We start from the raw sequence: 17,269 nt of genomic DNA, 5'->3' as shown, positions 1-17,269 counted from the left end.
GTCAGTCACGCCCCCCTGCCCCGGCCGAGACCTGGCGGCGGAGGGCGAGGATCAGTTCGACTTGACCGATCGGCTGGCCCGTGGTCCGGGCGATGGCCTCGGGGACGGCCCCCGAGTCGGAGAGCTCCCAAATCGGGCCGAAGCGGCGGCCGAGGTCCTCCGCGGCCGACTCGGTCGAGTCGGTCGCCGGCCGGCTCAGGCTGGGGATCGTAATCAAAGTCGGCCCCGGTGGCGTGGCAGGCTCCGCCGGGTCCACCCGGAGCGTGGGAGTCGCGGGCCGGAACGTCAAACGCCCGTTGCGCCGAGGGAACGGGGTCGTCTTCAACTTCTGGGCCCCACCCTCGCCCTCGCCCTCGCCTGCGACGGCTTCGGCTTGCTCGAGGGTGTGTAGTCGGCCCGTAAGCTCTTCGAGTCGCTTCGCGAAGGCGCGGGTGCGGGACCAGGCCATTGCCGAGATCGTCAGGGCCAGCCCGAGCCCAAGGCCGAGGACCGGCAGGACGACCAGCAGCAGCAGCCGAACGGAGGGAGACATGACGCGATTCCTTCCTTGGAATGGCGGAGTCGGACGACCTTCGGGCTTGACGGTGATGGCCCCTCGTCCGGGCTTCGAGGCCGAGTCTTGGCCTGGGGCAGACCTGGCTTGGGTCCCGGCGCTCGGCATCAATCAGGCGCCTTCGCGGGGCGTCGCGACGCCTGGCGACGACCCGAGGGACTGCCGATAGGCCGAATGGGCCGCCTCATGGACTTCGCGGAGCGAGACGCCCTCGGAGGACGCGATCCGGGCGCAGTCGTCGTGCTCGGGGCTGAAGGCCGGGGGCCGTCCTTGGATCCAGCCGAGCTTCCCGCGGACGACCCCGAATCGGGTTTCCACCTCCGTCGCATGACGCTTCAACTTGTGCCGGCTCACCGGATAGCGCCGCACACCCAGGGTCGTCGTCTCGCGGAAGAGGATCTCTTCCATGTCGGCGATCCGAGGTTCGTCGCAGAGCACGGAGACCATGACCCCGGGCCGATTCTTCTTCATCTGGATCGGGGTGAGGAACGCGTCGAGGGCCCCGGCCTTCATGAGTAGCTCGGTCGTATACCCGACAACCTCGCCCGGGAGGTCGTCGAGATTGGTCTCGAGCACCCAGATCCGGTCGGAGTCGGCGGGTAGGTCGACCGTCCCGACGAACAGTCTGAGGATGTTCGCCTGACTGGGCAGGTCGCGGGTCCCCGCGCCGATGCCGATCGAGGCGATGGTCATCGCGGGGAGTGGACCGAATCGCTCGGCGACGGTCGTCACGATCGCGGCGCCGGTGGGCGTGGTCAGCTCCATCTCGACGTTCGACTCGGCGAGGGGGACCCCCTTGAGCAACTCGGCCGTCCCCGGTGCAGGGATCGACATCCGGCCGTGGGCGGCGGTAACCGAGCCCCGTCCGGGAGGGACGGGACTCGACTCGAACCGGTCGAGTCCGAGCAAGTCGAGGCCGACGGCCGCGCCGACGATATCGACGATCGAGTCGACGGCCCCTACCTCGTGGAAATGGACCCGCTTGATGTCCATCCCGTGGGCGGTCGCCTCCGCCTCCCCCAGTCTTTGAAAGATTCGCTTGGCGAGATCCTTCTGGCGGGAGGTCAATGCGCTCCGTTCAATCATCGCCTCGATGTGGTGCAGGTAGCGGTGCGCCTGCTCGGGAGGGGCGAGGACCTTGGCATAGGTCGCCCGGAAGCCGGCCCGACGGACCGTTTCGAACGTCACCTCGCAAGGCAAGCCCAGGCTTGCAACCGCCGACTGGATGGCCCTGGGATCGACCCCGGCATCGACCACGGCCCCGAGCGTCATGTCGCCGGAGATCCCGCTGAAGCAGTCGAAGTAGCCGATGCGCACGCCGTTCCCTTTCATCCCGATGGCCGCTTTGGGCCGATCAATCTTCGCTCATTTTATCCGTCCTCCCCCCCGCCGCAAGGCCGGAATACCCGGGCTCCCACTCGAGCCTCCGCAGGTCGGAGACGGTAGGTTCAGGCCTTCGAGCTCCAAGGGATTCCCGCCTCGATCAGCGTTCCGGCCCCCGGTTTGCTACAACCCTTTCGGGCGAGCGAGTGGGGCGGCGACGGCTCCCGATCAATTCGGGGAAACCCCGAGGCAATTGCGAGGCAACCATGTCATTCGGCGGTGATGAGGGCGCGGGCGGACGCAACGGGCTCAACCTTCGGTTGGTCGGCGCGGTGGTGGTCGCGCTGATCGGCATCGTGATGTACATGACCCAGACGCAGGTCAACCCGGTCACGGGCAAGTCGCAACACGTTGCCATGGACGTCGATCAGGAGAAGGCGATCGGCCTCCAGGCCGCTCCCGAGATGGCTGCCAAAATGGGTGGCGCCGTCCCTCGCGACGACCCCCGCGCCCGGCTCGTCGCCGAGGTCGGCGCCAGGCTCGTCGAGCGGAGCGACGCCAGCCGAAGTCCTTATGTCGGCAACTATCACTTCGTCTTGCTCGAAGACCCGGAGACGGTCAACGCATTCGCCTTGCCAGGGGGCCAGGTCTTCATCACGGCAGGCCTCCTCGACAAGCTCGGGACCGAGGGTCAACTCGCCGGGGTGCTCGGCCATGAGATCGGGCACGTCGTCAGCCGGCATGCCGCGCAACAGATGGCCAAGGGAAGGCTCGGGCAGTTGCTCACGGTGGCCGTCGGCGTCGGGGCCGGCAGCAGCAACGACGACCGAGGTCGGGGGGCCCAGATGGCCGCCGCCCTGGTCAACCAGATGTCACAGTTGAAGTTCAGCCGCGAAGACGAGTCGGAGGCCGACGGCTTCGGGCTCCGCTACATGGCCCAAGCGGGTTTCGACCCATCCGGAATGCTCGACGTGATGAACATTCTCAAGGAGGCGAGTCGCGGCGCTCGTCAGCCGGAGATCCTGGCGACGCATCCACTCCCCGAGACCCGCCTCGAGAACATCCGGTCGATCCTGGCTCGAGAGTATCCGAATGGCGTCCCCAAGTCTCTCGGCCAAGGACGGGCCTTGAAAACCGGTCAAGTCGTCGGCGGCACGGGCCCGACGGGGGAATGAGTTCCATCGGAGGGGATCGCTGTCGGGTGGAGGTCACCCCGCCTCTCGGGATTCGAGCCCAGGATGAGTTCGGGCGCGGGAGGGGCGTTGACGGCGATCCTGGCGGTTTCCCGACTTTTCTTTCAGGGCCCCGTCCGGGCCTAGATTGTGTCACTTTGGTGACACAAGTCCTGTGATCAAACTGAATCCAGGGATGGGATCCCGTTGATCTTGGGGGCTCCCGTGTTGAGAAAAACGGACATTTTGCCCGGACGTGTTGAATTCCGGGCTTGATCCTGAAAAAATAACATCCTCGCCATCCAGCAACAGGCGAAGATGAATCGCCCTCGCTCAGCGGATGATTTGCCGATATCTTGAAATCGACGGGATCAACGCTCGGCGGTTCGTGCTCGATCCGAGCGCCGGGGGTTAGCTGCGCTTTGGGATCGGGCATTGCCGACGGTTGTTGCGGATCATTGCGATAAATTGCGGGGATAGGGCACTCGAGATCGGTACACTTTGCCGGAATTCGACCTAGAGTTGGCTGCGACCACTACGAAAGAGGACCTTTCTGAACCCGTGTCACCCTCTGCCCGAGGGCTTTCGACCCGGGGGACGTGCGTCGAGATTCCTTCGGTTCGACAGTCGACGTCGACATCCATGAACCTGATGGAGACCTTGAGATGCACATCAAGAGCCGACGGCGGCTTGGCTTCACCTTGATCGAGTTGCTCGTCGTCATCGCCATCATCGGGATCCTGATCGCGTTGATCTTGCCGGCCGTCCAGGCGGCCCGGGAGGCCGCCCGCCGCGTCCAGTGCACGAACAATCTGAAGCAGAGCGGCCTGGCACTCCTTAACTACGAGTCGAGCCAGGGGTGCTTCCCGCCGGGTTCGATCACGTATCAGGAGTCGCCTCTCAATTGCTCCGCGACGTGGCTCAAGCGAGGGCACAGCCTGTTCACGCTGATGCTGAGCAACGTGGAGCAGAACAACGTCTACAACTCGATCAACTTCGCCTACGCCGCGGTCGGGACCCAGGGGACGATCTCGGCGGGGGCCGTGAATTCCACGGCCTTCTCGACGCGGATTCGTGCATACGTTTGTCCATCGGACTCGATATCGCAACCCCACTCGGCCGCGGGCGCCGCCCTGCCGACCCCGTCGCCCAACTTCTATTCGCAAGGCTCCTACGCGGGGATGGTCGGCACCGTCGACATCTTCCGCTGGTGGTGCGGTTGCCCGCCGACGTACCAGGACGGGGTGGTCTGCCTGGGGCGCATCGAGCTGATGCCCGACGGGGCCTTCGGAAACAACTACAACTTCCGAACGGTCGATTTCAAGGACGGCCTGAGCCAAACGATCCTGATCGGCGAGTTCTCCCGATTCAAGAATGATCCCGACCAGAATTTCAACCAGTGGAACAGCGCCCTCTACTACTCCTCGAGCCTGGCCGGTGTCCATCGACCCCAGGGCATGGCGACCTCGGTCCCGAAAATCAATGCGAACCTGAGGCTCCCCGACAACCCGACGACCAGCCCGATTTCCTGGAGGAGCGATCGCCTGAACGACAACTTCGGTCAGATGGGATTCCGGAGCCAGCATCCGGAAGGCGCGAACTTCCTCCTGGGTGACGGGTCCGTCAGGTTCGTAAAAGACACAATGGACATGGCGACCTATCGGGCTTTGAGTACTCGCGCGGCCGGCGAGGTTATTGACACCGCTTTCTGAGCGCGGTCCTTCGCGGATTCTCGGCGAGTCCTCGACCCGCTGCTCGGGCCTTGGCACGAGCGGCTTCTCTTCCTTCTTGAAGTCCTGAACCATTCGGCACCCGGATCGAGCCCCGGGTGCATCGCTTCCGCTCTCCCTCCTCGAACGGTTCCCGACGGCTCCCAATCCTCGGGACGATCGCCGGGCCGGGCCACAATCCTGACTCGTCATGGGACCCGTGACGGAGCGGATCGGGTTTATTCCCGATCACGCCTGAATTGGGTATGATCGGTCTTGTGGTCGCGGACCAACGCCCAATGGTGCCAGTCCACTGACAAGGCCTGTCGGGGTTTCATCCACCCCTCGGCCGTCCCGAATCCTCCTCGGAACACGGAGGGGCGTGGGACTCGAAGTGCTGGCGCCGAGATTCGGGCTAGGCGACCCGACCGGCGATTGGAGAGGAGTTGTCGCTTTGACCGAGAATCCGTCGAGCCCGGAACGTGTCGTGGTCGTCGGCGGTGGGCTCTCCGGGCTCGCGGCGGCCCACCGGCTCGCCCAGCGAGCAGCCCAGTCGAGGCGGCCGGTCGAGGTCGTCGTCCTCGAGGCCAAGGACCGCGTCGGCGGCGCGATCTGGACCGACCGAGTCGACGGGTTCACGATCGAAGGGGGGGCGGACTCGTTCATCACCAACAAGCCCTGGGGCGTCGAGCTCTGCAACGAACTCGGTCTTGGTGACCGATTGATCGGGACCGAGCCTTCGAACCGCCGCTCGTTCGTGGTCCGCAACGGTCGGCTGTTGCCCGTCCCCGAAGGCTTCGTGCTGATGGCGCCGAACCGACTCGGGCCGATCCTCACGACTCCGGTTCTGTCCTGGCGGGGTAAGTTGAGGATGCTCTTGGAGCCGTTCATCCCTCGACGCGACGAGGAGGGGGAAGAGAGCCTCGCCGCGTTCGTGAAGCGACGTCTCGGCCGGGAGGCGCTCGAACGGTTGGTCCAACCTTTGGTGGGGGGGATCTACACCGCCGACCCCAACGAGCTGAGCCTGAAGGCCACCTTGCCGCAATTCCTCAATATGGAACGCGAGCACGGCAGCCTGATCCGGGCCGGCCTGCACCGGGCCCGTCGGGCACGCGCGGAGGAGAAGCAGGCGTCAGGGGCACGTTACGGCCTCTTCGTGACGCTCGAGGACGGGATGGACGGCCTCCCGCGCGCCCTGGCCGACGCCCTGCCCCATGGGACGGTCCGGATCAATTCTCCGGTGCGGAGGATCGGCCGGCCTGATCCCCACTCCCCTTGGCGTGTGGAGCTCCTCAGCGGCCCGACGATGGAGGCCAAGGCGGTCGTCCTCACGACCGAGGCCCACGCCTCGGCCAGGCTGCTCGATGGGTTCGACCCCGACCTGGCGCTCCAGCTTCGATCGATCCCCTATGCGTCGTCGGCGATCGTGAGCCTTGCCTATCGGCGCGACCAGGTCTCCCACCCGCTCGACGGCTTCGGAGCCGTCGTGCCGGCGATCGAGGGGCGGTCGATCCTGGCCATCTCGTTCCTCAACGTCAAGTTCCCCCGTCGGGCCCCCGCCGGGACGGCCCTGATGCGCGTCTTCGTCGGGGGGGCGACCCAGCCCGACCTGTTCGACCGCGAAGACGACGAGATCCTGGACCTGGTCCGTCGTGAGCTCGCGGAATTGCTCGGAGCGTCCGGCGAGCCGCTCTTGGTCGAAGTGGCCCGGCACCCTCGCGCGATGCCGCAGTACACGCTCGGGCACCTCGAGCGTGTCGCGTCCATCCGAGGCCACCTGGTGAGTCATTCGCGACTCGTCATTGCGGGTAACGCCTTCGACGGCGTCGGCATTCCCGACTGCATCCGAGGGGCTCGAGCCGCGGCCGACGAGGCCTTCGCGGCCCTCGCAGGCCCCGCGTCCATCGCCGCGGCCTGATGAGTCGGAATGATCCATGTCGGCATTCTCAGAACCCGAGCGGGACGCAGTTTACCGGGCCATCTTCGAACGTCGGGACTGCCGGCACTTCCTCCCCGATCCCCTGCCGGACGACCTCATCGCCCGGCTGATCGTCGCCGCGCACCATGCCCCGTCGGTCGGGTTCATGCAGCCCTGGAACTTTCTCCTCATTCGCTCGACCGAGGTCCGCACCCGAATCAAGGCCGCCTTCGCACGAGCGAATGAGCGGGCGGTCGAGGAGTTCGCGGGCCCACGTCGCGAGCAATATCGCTCGCTGAAGCTCGAGGGGATCCTCGAGTCTCCGCTGAACGTCTGCGTGACCTGCGACCGATCGAGGCACGGCCCGGTCGTGCTCGGCAGGACGGCCCAGCCCGAGATGGACCTTTATAGCACCGTCTGCGCGGTGCAAAACCTCTGGCTCGCCGCCAGGGCCGAGGGCGTGGGTGTCGGTTGGGTCAGCATCATCGACCAGGCCGACCTCCGCGAAATCCTTGGGCTCCCCGAGCAGGTCGTCGTCGTCGCCTATCTCTGCGTGGGCCGAGTCCCCGGATTCCCCCCCGTCCCCGAACTCCAACGCCTCGGTTGGCTCGACAGGATCGACTTGAGCCCGCTCGTCTTCGAGGACCACTGGGGTCGGCCCTCATCGACCTTCGATCGCGTCGAAACTCGACCCGAGGGTTAGTGCATGAGGACGTCGATCATGTTGCCAGCGAGCATCCGGCTTCGTGAACGAAGCGGTCCACGCAGGCTCGGCTGAGAACGGACGCCGCGGCACTCCTCACCCTCGGAGTGTCATCCCATCCGGCAGCAATTCGGCTCGTTGGTCGGCCCTCGATATGCTTTCATTACTTAGGACACAGATCGTCCTTTCCCGCCACTCGCACGAACCTAACGTACATAAGCATCGTCATGCAAAACACGATCGGTCGACCTGGCCCTGGCGGCCTTCCCTGTCGCTAAACCCGGCTGAAATCCCGAGCCGCGCCAGGTAGGTGTCGTCGACATCTATAGCGAATCCGGTTCCATCGAGGATCGGGGCGTTCTGATGCCCGGGATATTGAATGGCAAGGACCGGGTTGAGCTTATCGAAGATGGCCTGAATCCTTGAGATGAGCGTCGCCTGTTTTCTGGGCGGTCACGCACAGCTTCAAGACAGTCGGCCACAATTGGTCGAAGTCTTGCGTTGCAGCCGGTATTCGTGGCAAGCAATGCATTATTAGAAACTTACGACTCCGAGAAAATTAATAAGATTGCAAGGGAACCATTCTTGCATTGGTAGTGAGCTTCGAGTCCTGCCCTGTCTGCTCCGAGACTGTTGACACAAGCGACGATTTCGTTGAGAGCGATCGATCCCACGCCGGTGCGGTCTCGACACCGGGCGTGGCGTCGTTCCATTCATGGCCTCTTTTCTCTCATTCATTTAGGACTCTGTCGCGTGCGAATCCACCAAGTCCAGGCAGCAGGGAAGGATGAAGTGTCCGTGGTAGTAACGCGGACGCAACTACGAGCCAAGGCCTGGATTCGCAGTGTCGGCATGCCGGGAGGGATGTGGGCCGCGTGTGTGCTCTTCTTCGGCGGCTGTGGCGCCAACGATGGCGCCGGCTCGGTGAACATGTCGTCGATCAAGTCCGTGGCGAAGGAACGCGGCTTTGCCGAAGGCAAGGACCCGGACGGAGCCAAGCCCGGGAATAGCCGGTCGGCCGGACGGAACCGCAGGCTGTCACCGGGCAAGCCCCTGGTGAAAAACGGTCGTTGACTCCGTCGAGGCACTTCTCATCTCCACCTAGATCCATAACTTCTGCCGAGACCGGCGCAAGGCCGGGGGAAGGTCCGTCTCATGTCCCATCGTCCCCTCACTCGGAAGAGAGATGCGGGCTTCACGCTGATCGAGTTGCTGGTGGTCATCGCAATTATCGCGCTCCTCATCGCCTTGCTTTTGCCCGCGGTGCAGTCGGCGCGTGAAGCCGCCCGGCGTGCCCAGTGCACCAACAACCTCAAGCAACTGGCGCTGGCCGCGGCCAACTACGAGAGTGCCAACGGCGTGCTGCCGACGGGCAACTATTGGAGGCGGAACAAAGCGGGTAACTATATTTACGGGCCAAGTGTGTTCGTGAACATGTCGCAGTATCTCGAGCAGGGCGCGGCATTCAACGCGTTCAACTTCAGCGTCGGTTGGGAAGGGCCGATCAACTCCACGGTGGCGGGAATCGGCATGTCCTCGCTCTGGTGCCCGAGCGACTCGGGGGCCAAGACGGTCGCCCTCGACCAGAGCGACTCCCAGAACCTCTACGGCGTCAATTCGGTGTCCCAGGCGTATCCCAGCTATTCGGGATGCGAGGGCGCCTGGGCGATGTACGAAGACCCGAATGATGGCCAGCCCACGTTCCAGGCCTGGGTGTCGTCGACGAATGGGGTGATCTACTCGCAGGCCGCGACGAGGATCAGCTCGATTACCGACGGCACGAGCAACACGATGCTATTCGGCGAGAAGGCCCACGGGATCTTCGGCGGTGAAGACTCTCTCTTCTATTGCATGTGGAACTCGGGCTGGTGGGGCGACACGTTCATGGACACCCTCTTTCCGATCAACGCCCATCGCAAACTGGCGGGCCAGCTCGACCTCAACGACCCGAGCGACCCCTACGGCGGGTGGTGGTGGGTCCCCTTGGAGGCGGCCTCGAGCTTCCACCCCGGCGGGGCCAACTTTGCTTTCTGCGACGGCTCCGTCCACTTCATCAAGGAGACGATCGCGACCTGGCAGAACGACCCGAACAACTCGGGCGATCCCGTCGGGGTGAGCTACGGCGACTACAGCGAGTACCAGTGGGGCAGTACCCGGCCCCAGGTCTATCAGGCCCTCTCGACACGCTCGATGGGCGAGGTCATTAGTAGCGACTCGTATTGATCGTAGTTCGGAAGGATCCGAAGCTCGGCACGAGTTGTACCGATCGGCTCAGGCGATCCTGTGATCGTCTGGGCCGTCGACGTTTTATCCTTCAACGTGATCGATTTCCTGGGCCAGCCGCTGTTGGAGGAGGGCCAGCACCGCGGCCTCTTCCGGCTTCAATTCCCTGAGCGACGACGCCATCTCACGATCGGCGACCTGTTTGAGCGACTCGAGCATCGAGCCATCGAAATACGACTCGATGATCTCGGGGTGGATGTAACACTTCCGGCAGACCGTCGGCGTATTGCCCAATCGCTCGGCGACGGACTCGATCGCGCTCACCACGTTCTTCTTCGCCTGGGCCTTCGAGTCGAACGTCTCGAACTCGCGGAGGGCGATCGCCGCCAGGACGGTCCCCGCCCAGGTCCGAAAGTCCTTCGCGGTGATGTCGAGGCCGGAGACCTCGCGGAGGTAGGCATTGATGTCGGCCGATTCGATAGTGTGAGGTTGGCCGTCGTCGTCGAGGAATTGAAAAAGCTCCTGGCCGGGGAGGTCGCGGCACTTCCGGACGATCTTCGCCAGCCGACGGTCGCTCAGTTCGATCTTGTGGAGCACGCGGCTCTTGCCTCGGAAGTCGAACTGGAGCGTCGAGTCGTCGACGGCGACGTGCCGGTCTCGCATCGTCGTCAGCCCGAATGAGCGGTTGGCCCGGGCGTACTCTTCATTCCCGACGCGGATCAACGTCGTCTCGAGGAGTCGGACTACGGTAGCCAGGACCTTCTCGCGAGGGAGCCCGGGCCGCGCGAGGTCGTGATCGACTCGCGCCCGGATCCGGGGGAGGATGCGGCCGAAGGTCATCATCCTCCCGTATTTGGTCTCGTCGCGGACGGCCCGCCAGCGGGGGTGGTAACGGTACTGCTTCCGCCCCTTGGCGTCGCGGCCCGTCGCCTGGATGTGCCCGTTCGGGCTCGGCGCGATCCAGACGTCGGTCCAGGCGGGCGGGATCGCGAGCGAGGCGATCCGGTCGTTAAGCTTGCGATCTTGGATTCGCCGGCCTTCGGTGTCGAGGTAGACGAACCCCTTGCCGCAGCGCCGGCGTCGGATCCCCGGCCGGTCGTCCGTCATGTAACGCAGGCCCGCGACCTTCGCCGAGTCGAGACAGGCGTCGTCGATCGATGTGCGGGCTTTTCGCCGATTGAGGGTTGTCGTGACCATACATTTTCTCCTGGGCAACTCCCATGCCAGGAGCGGGTCGCGGCTTGCCACCGGGGGATCTGCCCCTTATCATCCAGTTTTTCCCGACCGATGACGGATCCGACTCGACCCTGAGACGCACCCTCCTTTTGGGTTCGCGTGCGCGGCGGGCCCGACCCTCGGCGTTATGACACTCGATCGCGGAGGCAGTGAGCAATGTCGGCGGATAGCGGAGGATCGATCGTCAGCGTCTTGAACGAGAGCCGGGTGTTCCCACCGCCTCCCGAGTTCGCGCAGCAGGCCAACATCGGCAGCCTCGAGGAGTACCAGACACTCTGGAATCGTGCCAAGGACGACCCCGAAGGCTTCTGGGGCGAGATGGCACAGCAACTGCGATGGTCCAAGCCCTGGTCCAAGGTCCTCGACTGGACGAATCCGCCGTTTGCCAAGTGGTTCGTCGGCGGCACGATCAACGTGGCGGACAACTGCATCGACCGCCATTGCGAAGGGCCGAACAAGAACAAGGCCGCCATCATCTGGGAAGGCGAGCCCGGCGATCGTCGCGTGCTCCGCTACCAGGACCTCCAGCGCGAGGTCTCCCGCTTCGCCAACGTCCTGAAGGGGCTCGGCGTCAAGAAGGGCGACGTCGTCGCCGTGTACATGCCGATGATCCCCGAGCTGGCGATCGCCCTGCTCGCCTGCGCCCGGATCGGGGCGCCCCACACGGTGATCTTCGGCGGCTTCAGTGCCGAGGCCCTGGCCGGCCGGATCCAGGACTGCCAGGCGAAGGTCCTGGTCACCGCCGACGGCGGGTATCGTCGTGGCAAGGTCGTTCCGCTCAAGGAGAATGCGGACGGCGCGGCGGCCCTCTGTCCCACGCTCCAGAGCATGGTCGTCTACAAGCGGACCGGGCACGACATCTCGATGACCGCGGGACGCGACCATTGGTGGGCTGATCTCGCGGCCAAGGCCTCGGCCGACTGCCCGCCCGAGCCGCTCGACAGCGAGCACCCGCTCTACATCCTCTACACCTCGGGCTCGACCGGCAAACCGAAGGGGATCCTCCACACCACGGGGGGCTACCTGCTCGGCGCCGCGATGACCACGAAGTGGGTCTTCGACCTCAAGCCCGATGACACCTACTTCTGCACGGCCGACATCGGTTGGGTCACGGGCCACTCCTATCTCGTCTACGGACCGCTCGCCAACGGCGCCACCTCCGTGATGTACGAAGGAGCTCCGAACTGGCCCGACGAAGGGCGGTTCTGGAAGCTGATCGAGGACTACCGCGTCACGATCCTGTACACGGCCCCGACGGCGATCCGTGCGTTCATGAAGTGGGGCGAACAGTTCCCCAAACGCCATGACCTCTCGAGCCTCAGGCTCCTGGGGAGCGTCGGCGAGCCCATCAATCCCGAAGCCTGGATCTGGTACCACCGGGTCATCGGCGGCGAGCGTTGCCCGGTCGTCGACACCTGGTGGCAGACCGAGACCGGCTCGATCATGATCTCGCCGCTCCCCGGCGCAACCCCGACGGTCCCGGGCTCGGCGACCCGCCCCCTCCCCGGGATCGTCCCCGAGATCGTGACCAAGGACGGCGTGGCCGTCGGCCCGAACGAGGGGGGATTCCTCGTCATCAAGCAGCCCTGGCCCTCGATGCTCCGGACGCTCTACGGCGACGACGAGCGTTACAAGAGCACCTACTGGAGCGAGATCCCCGGCGCCTACTTCACGGGCGACGGCGCCCGTTGCGACGAGAACGGGAACTACTGGATCCTGGGTCGCGTCGATGACGTGCTCAACGTCGCCGGACACCGCCTCTCGACGATGGAAGTCGAGAGCGCCCTCGTCAGCCACCCGAAGGTGGCCGAGGCCGCCGTCGTCGGCAAGCCCGACGAGCTTCGAGGTCAAGCGATCTCGGCGTTCGTCACCCTCGAGTCCGGCCAGACCCCGAGCGAAGAGCTCCGCAAGGAGCTCCGGGCCCACGTCGTCAAGGAGATTGGCGCCCTCGCCCGCCCCGACGACATCCGGTTCACCGACAGCTTGCCCAAGACCCGGAGCGGCAAGATCATGCGACGGCTCCTCCGCGACATCGCCGCAGGACGTGAGAGCACCGGCGACACGACCACCCTCGAGGACCTGAGCGTCGTCGCCAAGCTCCGCGAGGATGACGAGGTCTGAGGTCCGCTCTCGTCTTTCCACCCCGCCCTCGACCGACCGCCACGCGGCCGGGTCCGTTCCGACGCGACGTCGGGACGGGCCTCGCCGCCGCGGACGGAATAGACCCGCCGAGTCTCCATGATCCATGGACAATCACGTACCTGATCGGGAACCCGGGCGCTGGCTTCGCGTCGAGCTCTGGGGGGTACTCGGCCTCTTGGCCCTCCTCCATTTCTCCTATAACATCCTGATCGTCGCCGACCTCGACGATACCGAGAATCTCGAGACGACCCTGGCGAACGTGATCGCGGGCCAATTCGCCCGAGGCTTCGACTCGTTGTACGGTCCCTACTCCCGGGCGAACCCCCGGGTCCTGATCCAGGCTCCCCTCTACTACCGCCTGGCGGGACTGTCGGCCTGGCCTCTCATCGGATTGGGATTCCACCCGGTCCGGGCCTCGTTCCTCGCGGGGCGTGCGATCTCCCTCCTCAGCACGCTCGCGTTGCTCGCCCTCGTCGCGAGGATGGCCAGGCTTGAGGATAGGCCCAAGCGTGCGGGAATCTGGGCCATGTTCCTGGTGATGTCGTCGAACGTCCTCGCGAACTACCCCGTGATGACGAGGCCCGACATGCTCGGCGTCGCGCTCCAGACTCTCGGGGCCTACCTCGTCCTGCGGACCCTCTGCGGCCCGAGCGACTCGGGGCGTTGGCTCATACCGGCCTTCCTCTCGTTCGCGCTCGCCTGTTGTGTCAAGCAGCATAACGTCTCGGCCTGGGCCACGAGCCTCGTCGTGCTCTCCGGGGCCTGGATGAGAAGGCCCGAGTTGAGGAGATCGATCGAGCGCGCCATCCTCGCCGGTTTTAGCCTCGTCGCCTTGTACTACCTCGGCGAAGAACTCTTCACGACGGGTCGCATGTCCCGCTCGGTCTTCTTGATGCCGTCGCTGATCCGTCGGTCGAATCCCATCGGTTGGGTCGGCATCCCCGGATATTTCTTCATCGTCGGCGCATGCTCCACGATCATCCTCGGGCTCTGGATAGGAGCCCTCCTGTCGGACCGTCGGGCCTTTCGCGGGAGTCGCGCCGATCGCCTGGCCTGGGCCTACCTGGCCACGGATGTGTTGATCCAAATGGTTCTCGTGTACAACAACCCTGGATCGTGGGCCAACTACGCGATCCAGTCGGTTGTCTTCGCGAGCGTCCTGTTAGGGCGGGCGCTCTCGAGGATCGTCGCCGTGCCCCAAGGGGGGCGCTGGAGGATTGTCCCCCTGGGAATCGCCGCCGTGGCGATCCTGGTGGCAGACTTCGACTCGCTCCACAGATCGGTCGAATCCAAGCTGGGGAACGTCGCGTCGCTCAATGCGCTCTTTCGAGAGCCCCGTTTCCGACCTGGCTCGGTCGAGGAGGTCTACTTCGCCGGCCAGCCCCAGTACAATCGCCTCGCCGGACGCGCCGAGCTGGCGCACGACGAATGGCTCTACGGCCAATTCGAAAACGCGAGGATGGCGGAACCGAGAACCCGCTGGCTTCGATCGGAATTCGCGAAAGGGTCGATCCGATACGTGATCGTCCCGGTCGATCCCCCGTTCGCGATGGAGTTGGATCCACCGGTCATCCCGGGTCTGTCCGAGTCCCTCCCGGAACTCGGCTATGACTTGATCTTCAACGTCGGACGCTTCAAGGTCTGGGAGAAGCACCGTCCCCCAAGCCCGACTTCGTCGAGCCCGAAGCCGCGGTCGCCGGCTTTGCCTTAGTGCGGCTGAGATGTGGCTGGCGCACGGGACGATATGTTAATGCGATCCTCCGACGCGCACATTGCGTGCGAGCATCGCTCGAGGTCTTTGGGCGGGCGCGCAAAAAGACACGAGAGAAGGGCTCGATCGATGTCGATCTCGAGCCGATCTCTCGTGGAGCAGTCGCTGATTTTTTTGGGGGCCGGGCCGATCCGAGCTCAGATCGGATACAGATTCTTGAGCTCGGCGCGGGCCTTGGCGCTTCCCTTGGAAGCCTTGATCAACGGGAACGTCTGGACGGTCCCATCGACTTCCAGGGTGAGGATCCCGGCTTTGATCACCGAGGTGGCGACCCGGACGTGCCGAGTTGTGCCGTTCGGCAGCCAGATGTGGATCCGCTGCAGGTTCGGCCGGAAGACGCGACGGCTCACGCCGGTGGTCTTCTTGCCGACGCCGCCGAGGTACTTGGCCTTACCGCGTGTCGTCACGTGGTTGCCGAAGGAGGTCTTCTTCCCGCTGACTTCGCACTCGCGTCCCATGGTCTTCGCTCCTTAGCGTTTCGCCAACAGGCGACGTGTTAAGCTTTTTCCTTGGCCATGGGATTGTGCGGCTTGCTGCGCTGAATGTTGCCGCACTCCTCCACCAGGTTGCAAACCTTATGCGGCGGAACCGCGAGCTTGCACTGGGGGCAAACATTCAGGGCGGGAGCAACCAGGAAGTCGTGGCTCCGACGCATTCCTTTGGCTGATTTGGACTTTCGCCTCTTTGGTACGGCCACGACGGACTCTCCCGGAGACCAAACAACCAAGCTGTTGGGGAAAAGAGGATGATTATCCAAATTCGTCCGGCCATTTCAAGGGGAAGTCTGCCGGGACGCCGAGATTTCCGAGAATGACGGTCGATCAAGGGGAGTCGTCCTTGGCGAGATGGAAAGCCTTGCATTTCTGAAGTCAGGCGTGGCGGGCTTCCGTGCTATCATCGCCGACGTGTTCCATTCGAGGTTTCCCGCCGCAGGTCCTCTGCAGGGGACTGTCGGACGGCGGTGGGGTTGGGTTAACGACCGGAGAGGATGAGGCGGGATGTCGAGACCGGATCCGTCGAGCGTGCGTTGGGGATTCATCGGTGCGGGCAAGATGGCGGCCGCCTTGATCCGAGGGATGTTGAACACGGGCACTAGCTCGCCGGCCTCGGTCGTCGTCAGCGATACCGTCGAAGCCGCCAGGGCCGGCCTCGCGGCCGACACCGGCATCACGGTCCTGGACACGAACGAGGAGGTCGTTCGCCGGAGCGACGTCGTCGTCATCGCGGTGAAGCCCCAGAGCATGCCGCAGGTCCTCGAGGAGATCAAAGGGGTGATCACCCCCGACCACCTCGTCATCTCGATCGCGGCGGGGGTGTCGCTCTCGACGATGGCCTCGGCCCTGGGGAGCGACCGCAAGCTCGCGCGGGTGATGCCGAACACGCCGGCCCTGGTCGGTGCCGGCGCCTCGGGATTCTGCCTCGGTGCCAATGCCGGGGCAGCGGATGAGGCGATCGTCCGGGCCTGCATGGGGGCGGTCGGGCGAGCCTATAGCGTCCCTGAATCGCAACTCGACGCGGTGACGGGGCTCTCCGGCAGCGGCCCGGCCTTCGTCTACGTCATGATCGAAGCCCTCTCGGACGGGGGCGTCCGGGTCGGCCTGCCTCGAGACGTGGCGACCGCCCTGGCCGCCCAGACGGTCATGGGCGCCGCGCGGATGGTCCTGGAGACGGGATTGCACACCGGGGTCCTCAAGGATCAGGTCACGAGCCCCGGCGGGACGACGATCGCGGGGTTGCACGCCCTCGAACGTGGCGGGATCCGAGCGGCCCTCATCGACGCGGTGGAGGCGGCGACCAAGCGTTCGGCCGAGTTGGCCGCCCAGGCGGCTCGTTCCACGTCGGGAGAGGTCCGGCCGTGAAGCTCGGGCTCATCTCCGACATCCACGGCGACCCGGTCGCCCTGGAACTGGCGTGGTCGCACCTCACCGTCCTCGGAGTCGACCGGATCGTCTGCGCGGGGGACCTCGTCGGCTACGGCCCCTTCCCCGACCGGGTGGTCGAGTTCCTCGCCGATCGCAAAATCGCCTCGGTTCGGGGGAACCACGATCGCTGGGCCTTGAAACGAGGGCTCGGCCGGGCCGACGAGTACGGCGGGGGAACCCCTTCGCCTTCCACGCTCCGATATCTCGCGACGCTCCCGTTCGACCTTCTCCTCGCCGACATGGACCGGGTCGGGGTCGTCGTCCACGGGTCTCCCCGGAGCGACATGGAGTTCGTCACCCGGAAGACCCACCCGCCCGAGGTCCTACAGGACGACCTGGCCTCGTTGAGCGCCGACCTCCTCGTGGTCGGCCACACCCACCAGCCGATGTGGTATCGGTGTGCGCAAGGCCTGATCGTCAACCCCGGGTCGGTGGTGTCGATGCCGGTGGTGAAGACGTCGAGGTCCTTTGCATTCGTGGACCTGTCCGAGATGTCGGTCCGCTTTCATGACGTGGAGACGGGCGACCCTCTGGCAATCGAGCCCTGGTCCGACCTCGAGGGTCCGTCCCACCCGGTTTGAATCGAAGTCGACGGGA

At 65.0% G+C, this 17,269-nt stretch carries 15 protein-coding genes; 10 read left to right on the top strand and 5 right to left on the bottom strand.

The annotated features are described in order from the left end of the window. Window position 1: 1 nt before the first annotated feature. Window positions 2-532: a hypothetical protein gene (locus tag ACYOEI_RS02080; protein WP_462847600.1), complete on the bottom strand. Its 531-nt coding sequence runs from the start codon at window positions 530-532 to the stop codon at window positions 2-4. 132 nt (window positions 533-664) lie between these two features. Next, entirely contained in the window at window positions 665-1,885 is a 1,221-nt protein-coding gene (gene larC, locus ACYOEI_RS02075; protein ID WP_462847599.1) for a nickel pincer cofactor biosynthesis protein LarC, read from the bottom strand. Window positions 1,886-2,142: 257 nt separating this feature from the next. Between larC and ACYOEI_RS02070 the strand changes: the two genes are divergently transcribed. The 6 genes from ACYOEI_RS02070 to ACYOEI_RS02045 all read left to right on the top strand — a co-directional run bounded on the left by ACYOEI_RS02070 (window position 2,143) and on the right by ACYOEI_RS02045 (window position 9,601). Continuing rightward, window positions 2,143-3,051, top strand: coding sequence for a M48 family metalloprotease (locus tag ACYOEI_RS02070; protein ID WP_462847597.1), 909 nt, complete (start codon window positions 2,143-2,145; stop codon window positions 3,049-3,051). A 662-nt stretch (window positions 3,052-3,713) separates the two neighbouring features. Next, window positions 3,714-4,760 (top strand): DUF1559 family PulG-like putative transporter, encoded by a 1,047-nt coding sequence (locus ACYOEI_RS02065; protein WP_462847596.1) that lies wholly within the window; start codon window positions 3,714-3,716, stop codon window positions 4,758-4,760. A gap of 451 nt (window positions 4,761-5,211) precedes the next feature. Continuing rightward, window positions 5,212-6,675: a protoporphyrinogen oxidase gene (hemG, locus tag ACYOEI_RS02060; protein WP_462847595.1), complete on the top strand. Its 1,464-nt coding sequence runs from the start codon at window positions 5,212-5,214 to the stop codon at window positions 6,673-6,675. A gap of 16 nt (window positions 6,676-6,691) precedes the next feature. Continuing rightward, window positions 6,692-7,378 carry a 5,6-dimethylbenzimidazole synthase gene (gene bluB / locus ACYOEI_RS02055; RefSeq protein ID WP_462847594.1) on the top strand — a complete coding sequence of 229 codons (687 nt, stop codon included), beginning with the start codon at window positions 6,692-6,694 and terminating at the stop codon, window positions 7,376-7,378. Between the two features lie 798 nt (window positions 7,379-8,176). Beyond that, window positions 8,177-8,452: a hypothetical protein gene (locus ACYOEI_RS02050; RefSeq protein WP_462847593.1), complete on the top strand. Its 276-nt coding sequence runs from the start codon at window positions 8,177-8,179 to the stop codon at window positions 8,450-8,452. A gap of 81 nt (window positions 8,453-8,533) precedes the next feature. After that, window positions 8,534-9,601 carry a DUF1559 domain-containing protein gene (locus ACYOEI_RS02045; protein ID WP_462847592.1) on the top strand — a complete coding sequence of 356 codons (1,068 nt, stop codon included), beginning with the start codon at window positions 8,534-8,536 and terminating at the stop codon, window positions 9,599-9,601. 84 nt (window positions 9,602-9,685) lie between these two features. Here ACYOEI_RS02045 and ACYOEI_RS02040 read toward each other — a convergent pair whose 3' ends face one another. Beyond that, window positions 9,686-10,798 (bottom strand): DNA topoisomerase IB, encoded by a 1,113-nt coding sequence (locus tag ACYOEI_RS02040; RefSeq protein WP_462847591.1) that lies wholly within the window; start codon window positions 10,796-10,798, stop codon window positions 9,686-9,688. Between the two features lie 195 nt (window positions 10,799-10,993). Between ACYOEI_RS02040 and acs the strand changes: the two genes are divergently transcribed. Both acs and ACYOEI_RS02030 read left to right on the top strand, forming a co-directional pair. Further along, window positions 10,994-12,958, top strand: a complete 1,965-nt coding sequence (gene acs / locus ACYOEI_RS02035; protein WP_462847590.1) for an acetate--CoA ligase — start codon at window positions 10,994-10,996, stop codon at window positions 12,956-12,958. A gap of 124 nt (window positions 12,959-13,082) precedes the next feature. Next, the gene (locus ACYOEI_RS02030; protein WP_462847589.1) at window positions 13,083-14,690 is read left to right on the top strand and encodes a hypothetical protein; all 1,608 of its coding nucleotides are present in this window, start codon (window positions 13,083-13,085) and stop codon (window positions 14,688-14,690) included. A 197-nt stretch (window positions 14,691-14,887) separates the two neighbouring features. Here the strand turns inward: ACYOEI_RS02030 and rpmB are convergent, their stop codons facing one another. Beyond that, on the bottom strand, window positions 14,888-15,208 hold the full coding sequence (gene rpmB, locus ACYOEI_RS02025; RefSeq protein ID WP_462847588.1) for a 50S ribosomal protein L28: 321 nt from the start codon (window positions 15,206-15,208) through the stop codon (window positions 14,888-14,890). 38 nt (window positions 15,209-15,246) lie between these two features. Next, window positions 15,247-15,405, bottom strand: coding sequence for a 50S ribosomal protein L32 (rpmF, locus tag ACYOEI_RS02020; protein ID WP_462847866.1), 159 nt, complete (start codon window positions 15,403-15,405; stop codon window positions 15,247-15,249). A 343-nt stretch (window positions 15,406-15,748) separates the two neighbouring features. Between rpmF and proC the strand changes: the two genes are divergently transcribed. Further along, a complete protein-coding gene (gene proC / locus ACYOEI_RS02015; RefSeq protein ID WP_462847587.1) occupies window positions 15,749-16,609 on the top strand; it encodes a pyrroline-5-carboxylate reductase in 861 nt (286 codons plus the stop codon). After that, on the top strand, window positions 16,606-17,253 hold the full coding sequence (locus ACYOEI_RS02010) for a metallophosphoesterase family protein (RefSeq protein WP_462847586.1): 648 nt from the start codon (window positions 16,606-16,608) through the stop codon (window positions 17,251-17,253). Before proC ends, ACYOEI_RS02010 begins: the two co-directional genes overlap by 4 nt. The last annotated feature ends 16 nt before the right edge of the window (window positions 17,254-17,269 follow it).

It is taken from the genome of Singulisphaera rosea, assembly GCF_054877945.1.
The sequence above is the reverse complement of the archived record's forward strand: the minus strand, read 5'-3'. Positions and strand labels throughout refer to the sequence as shown.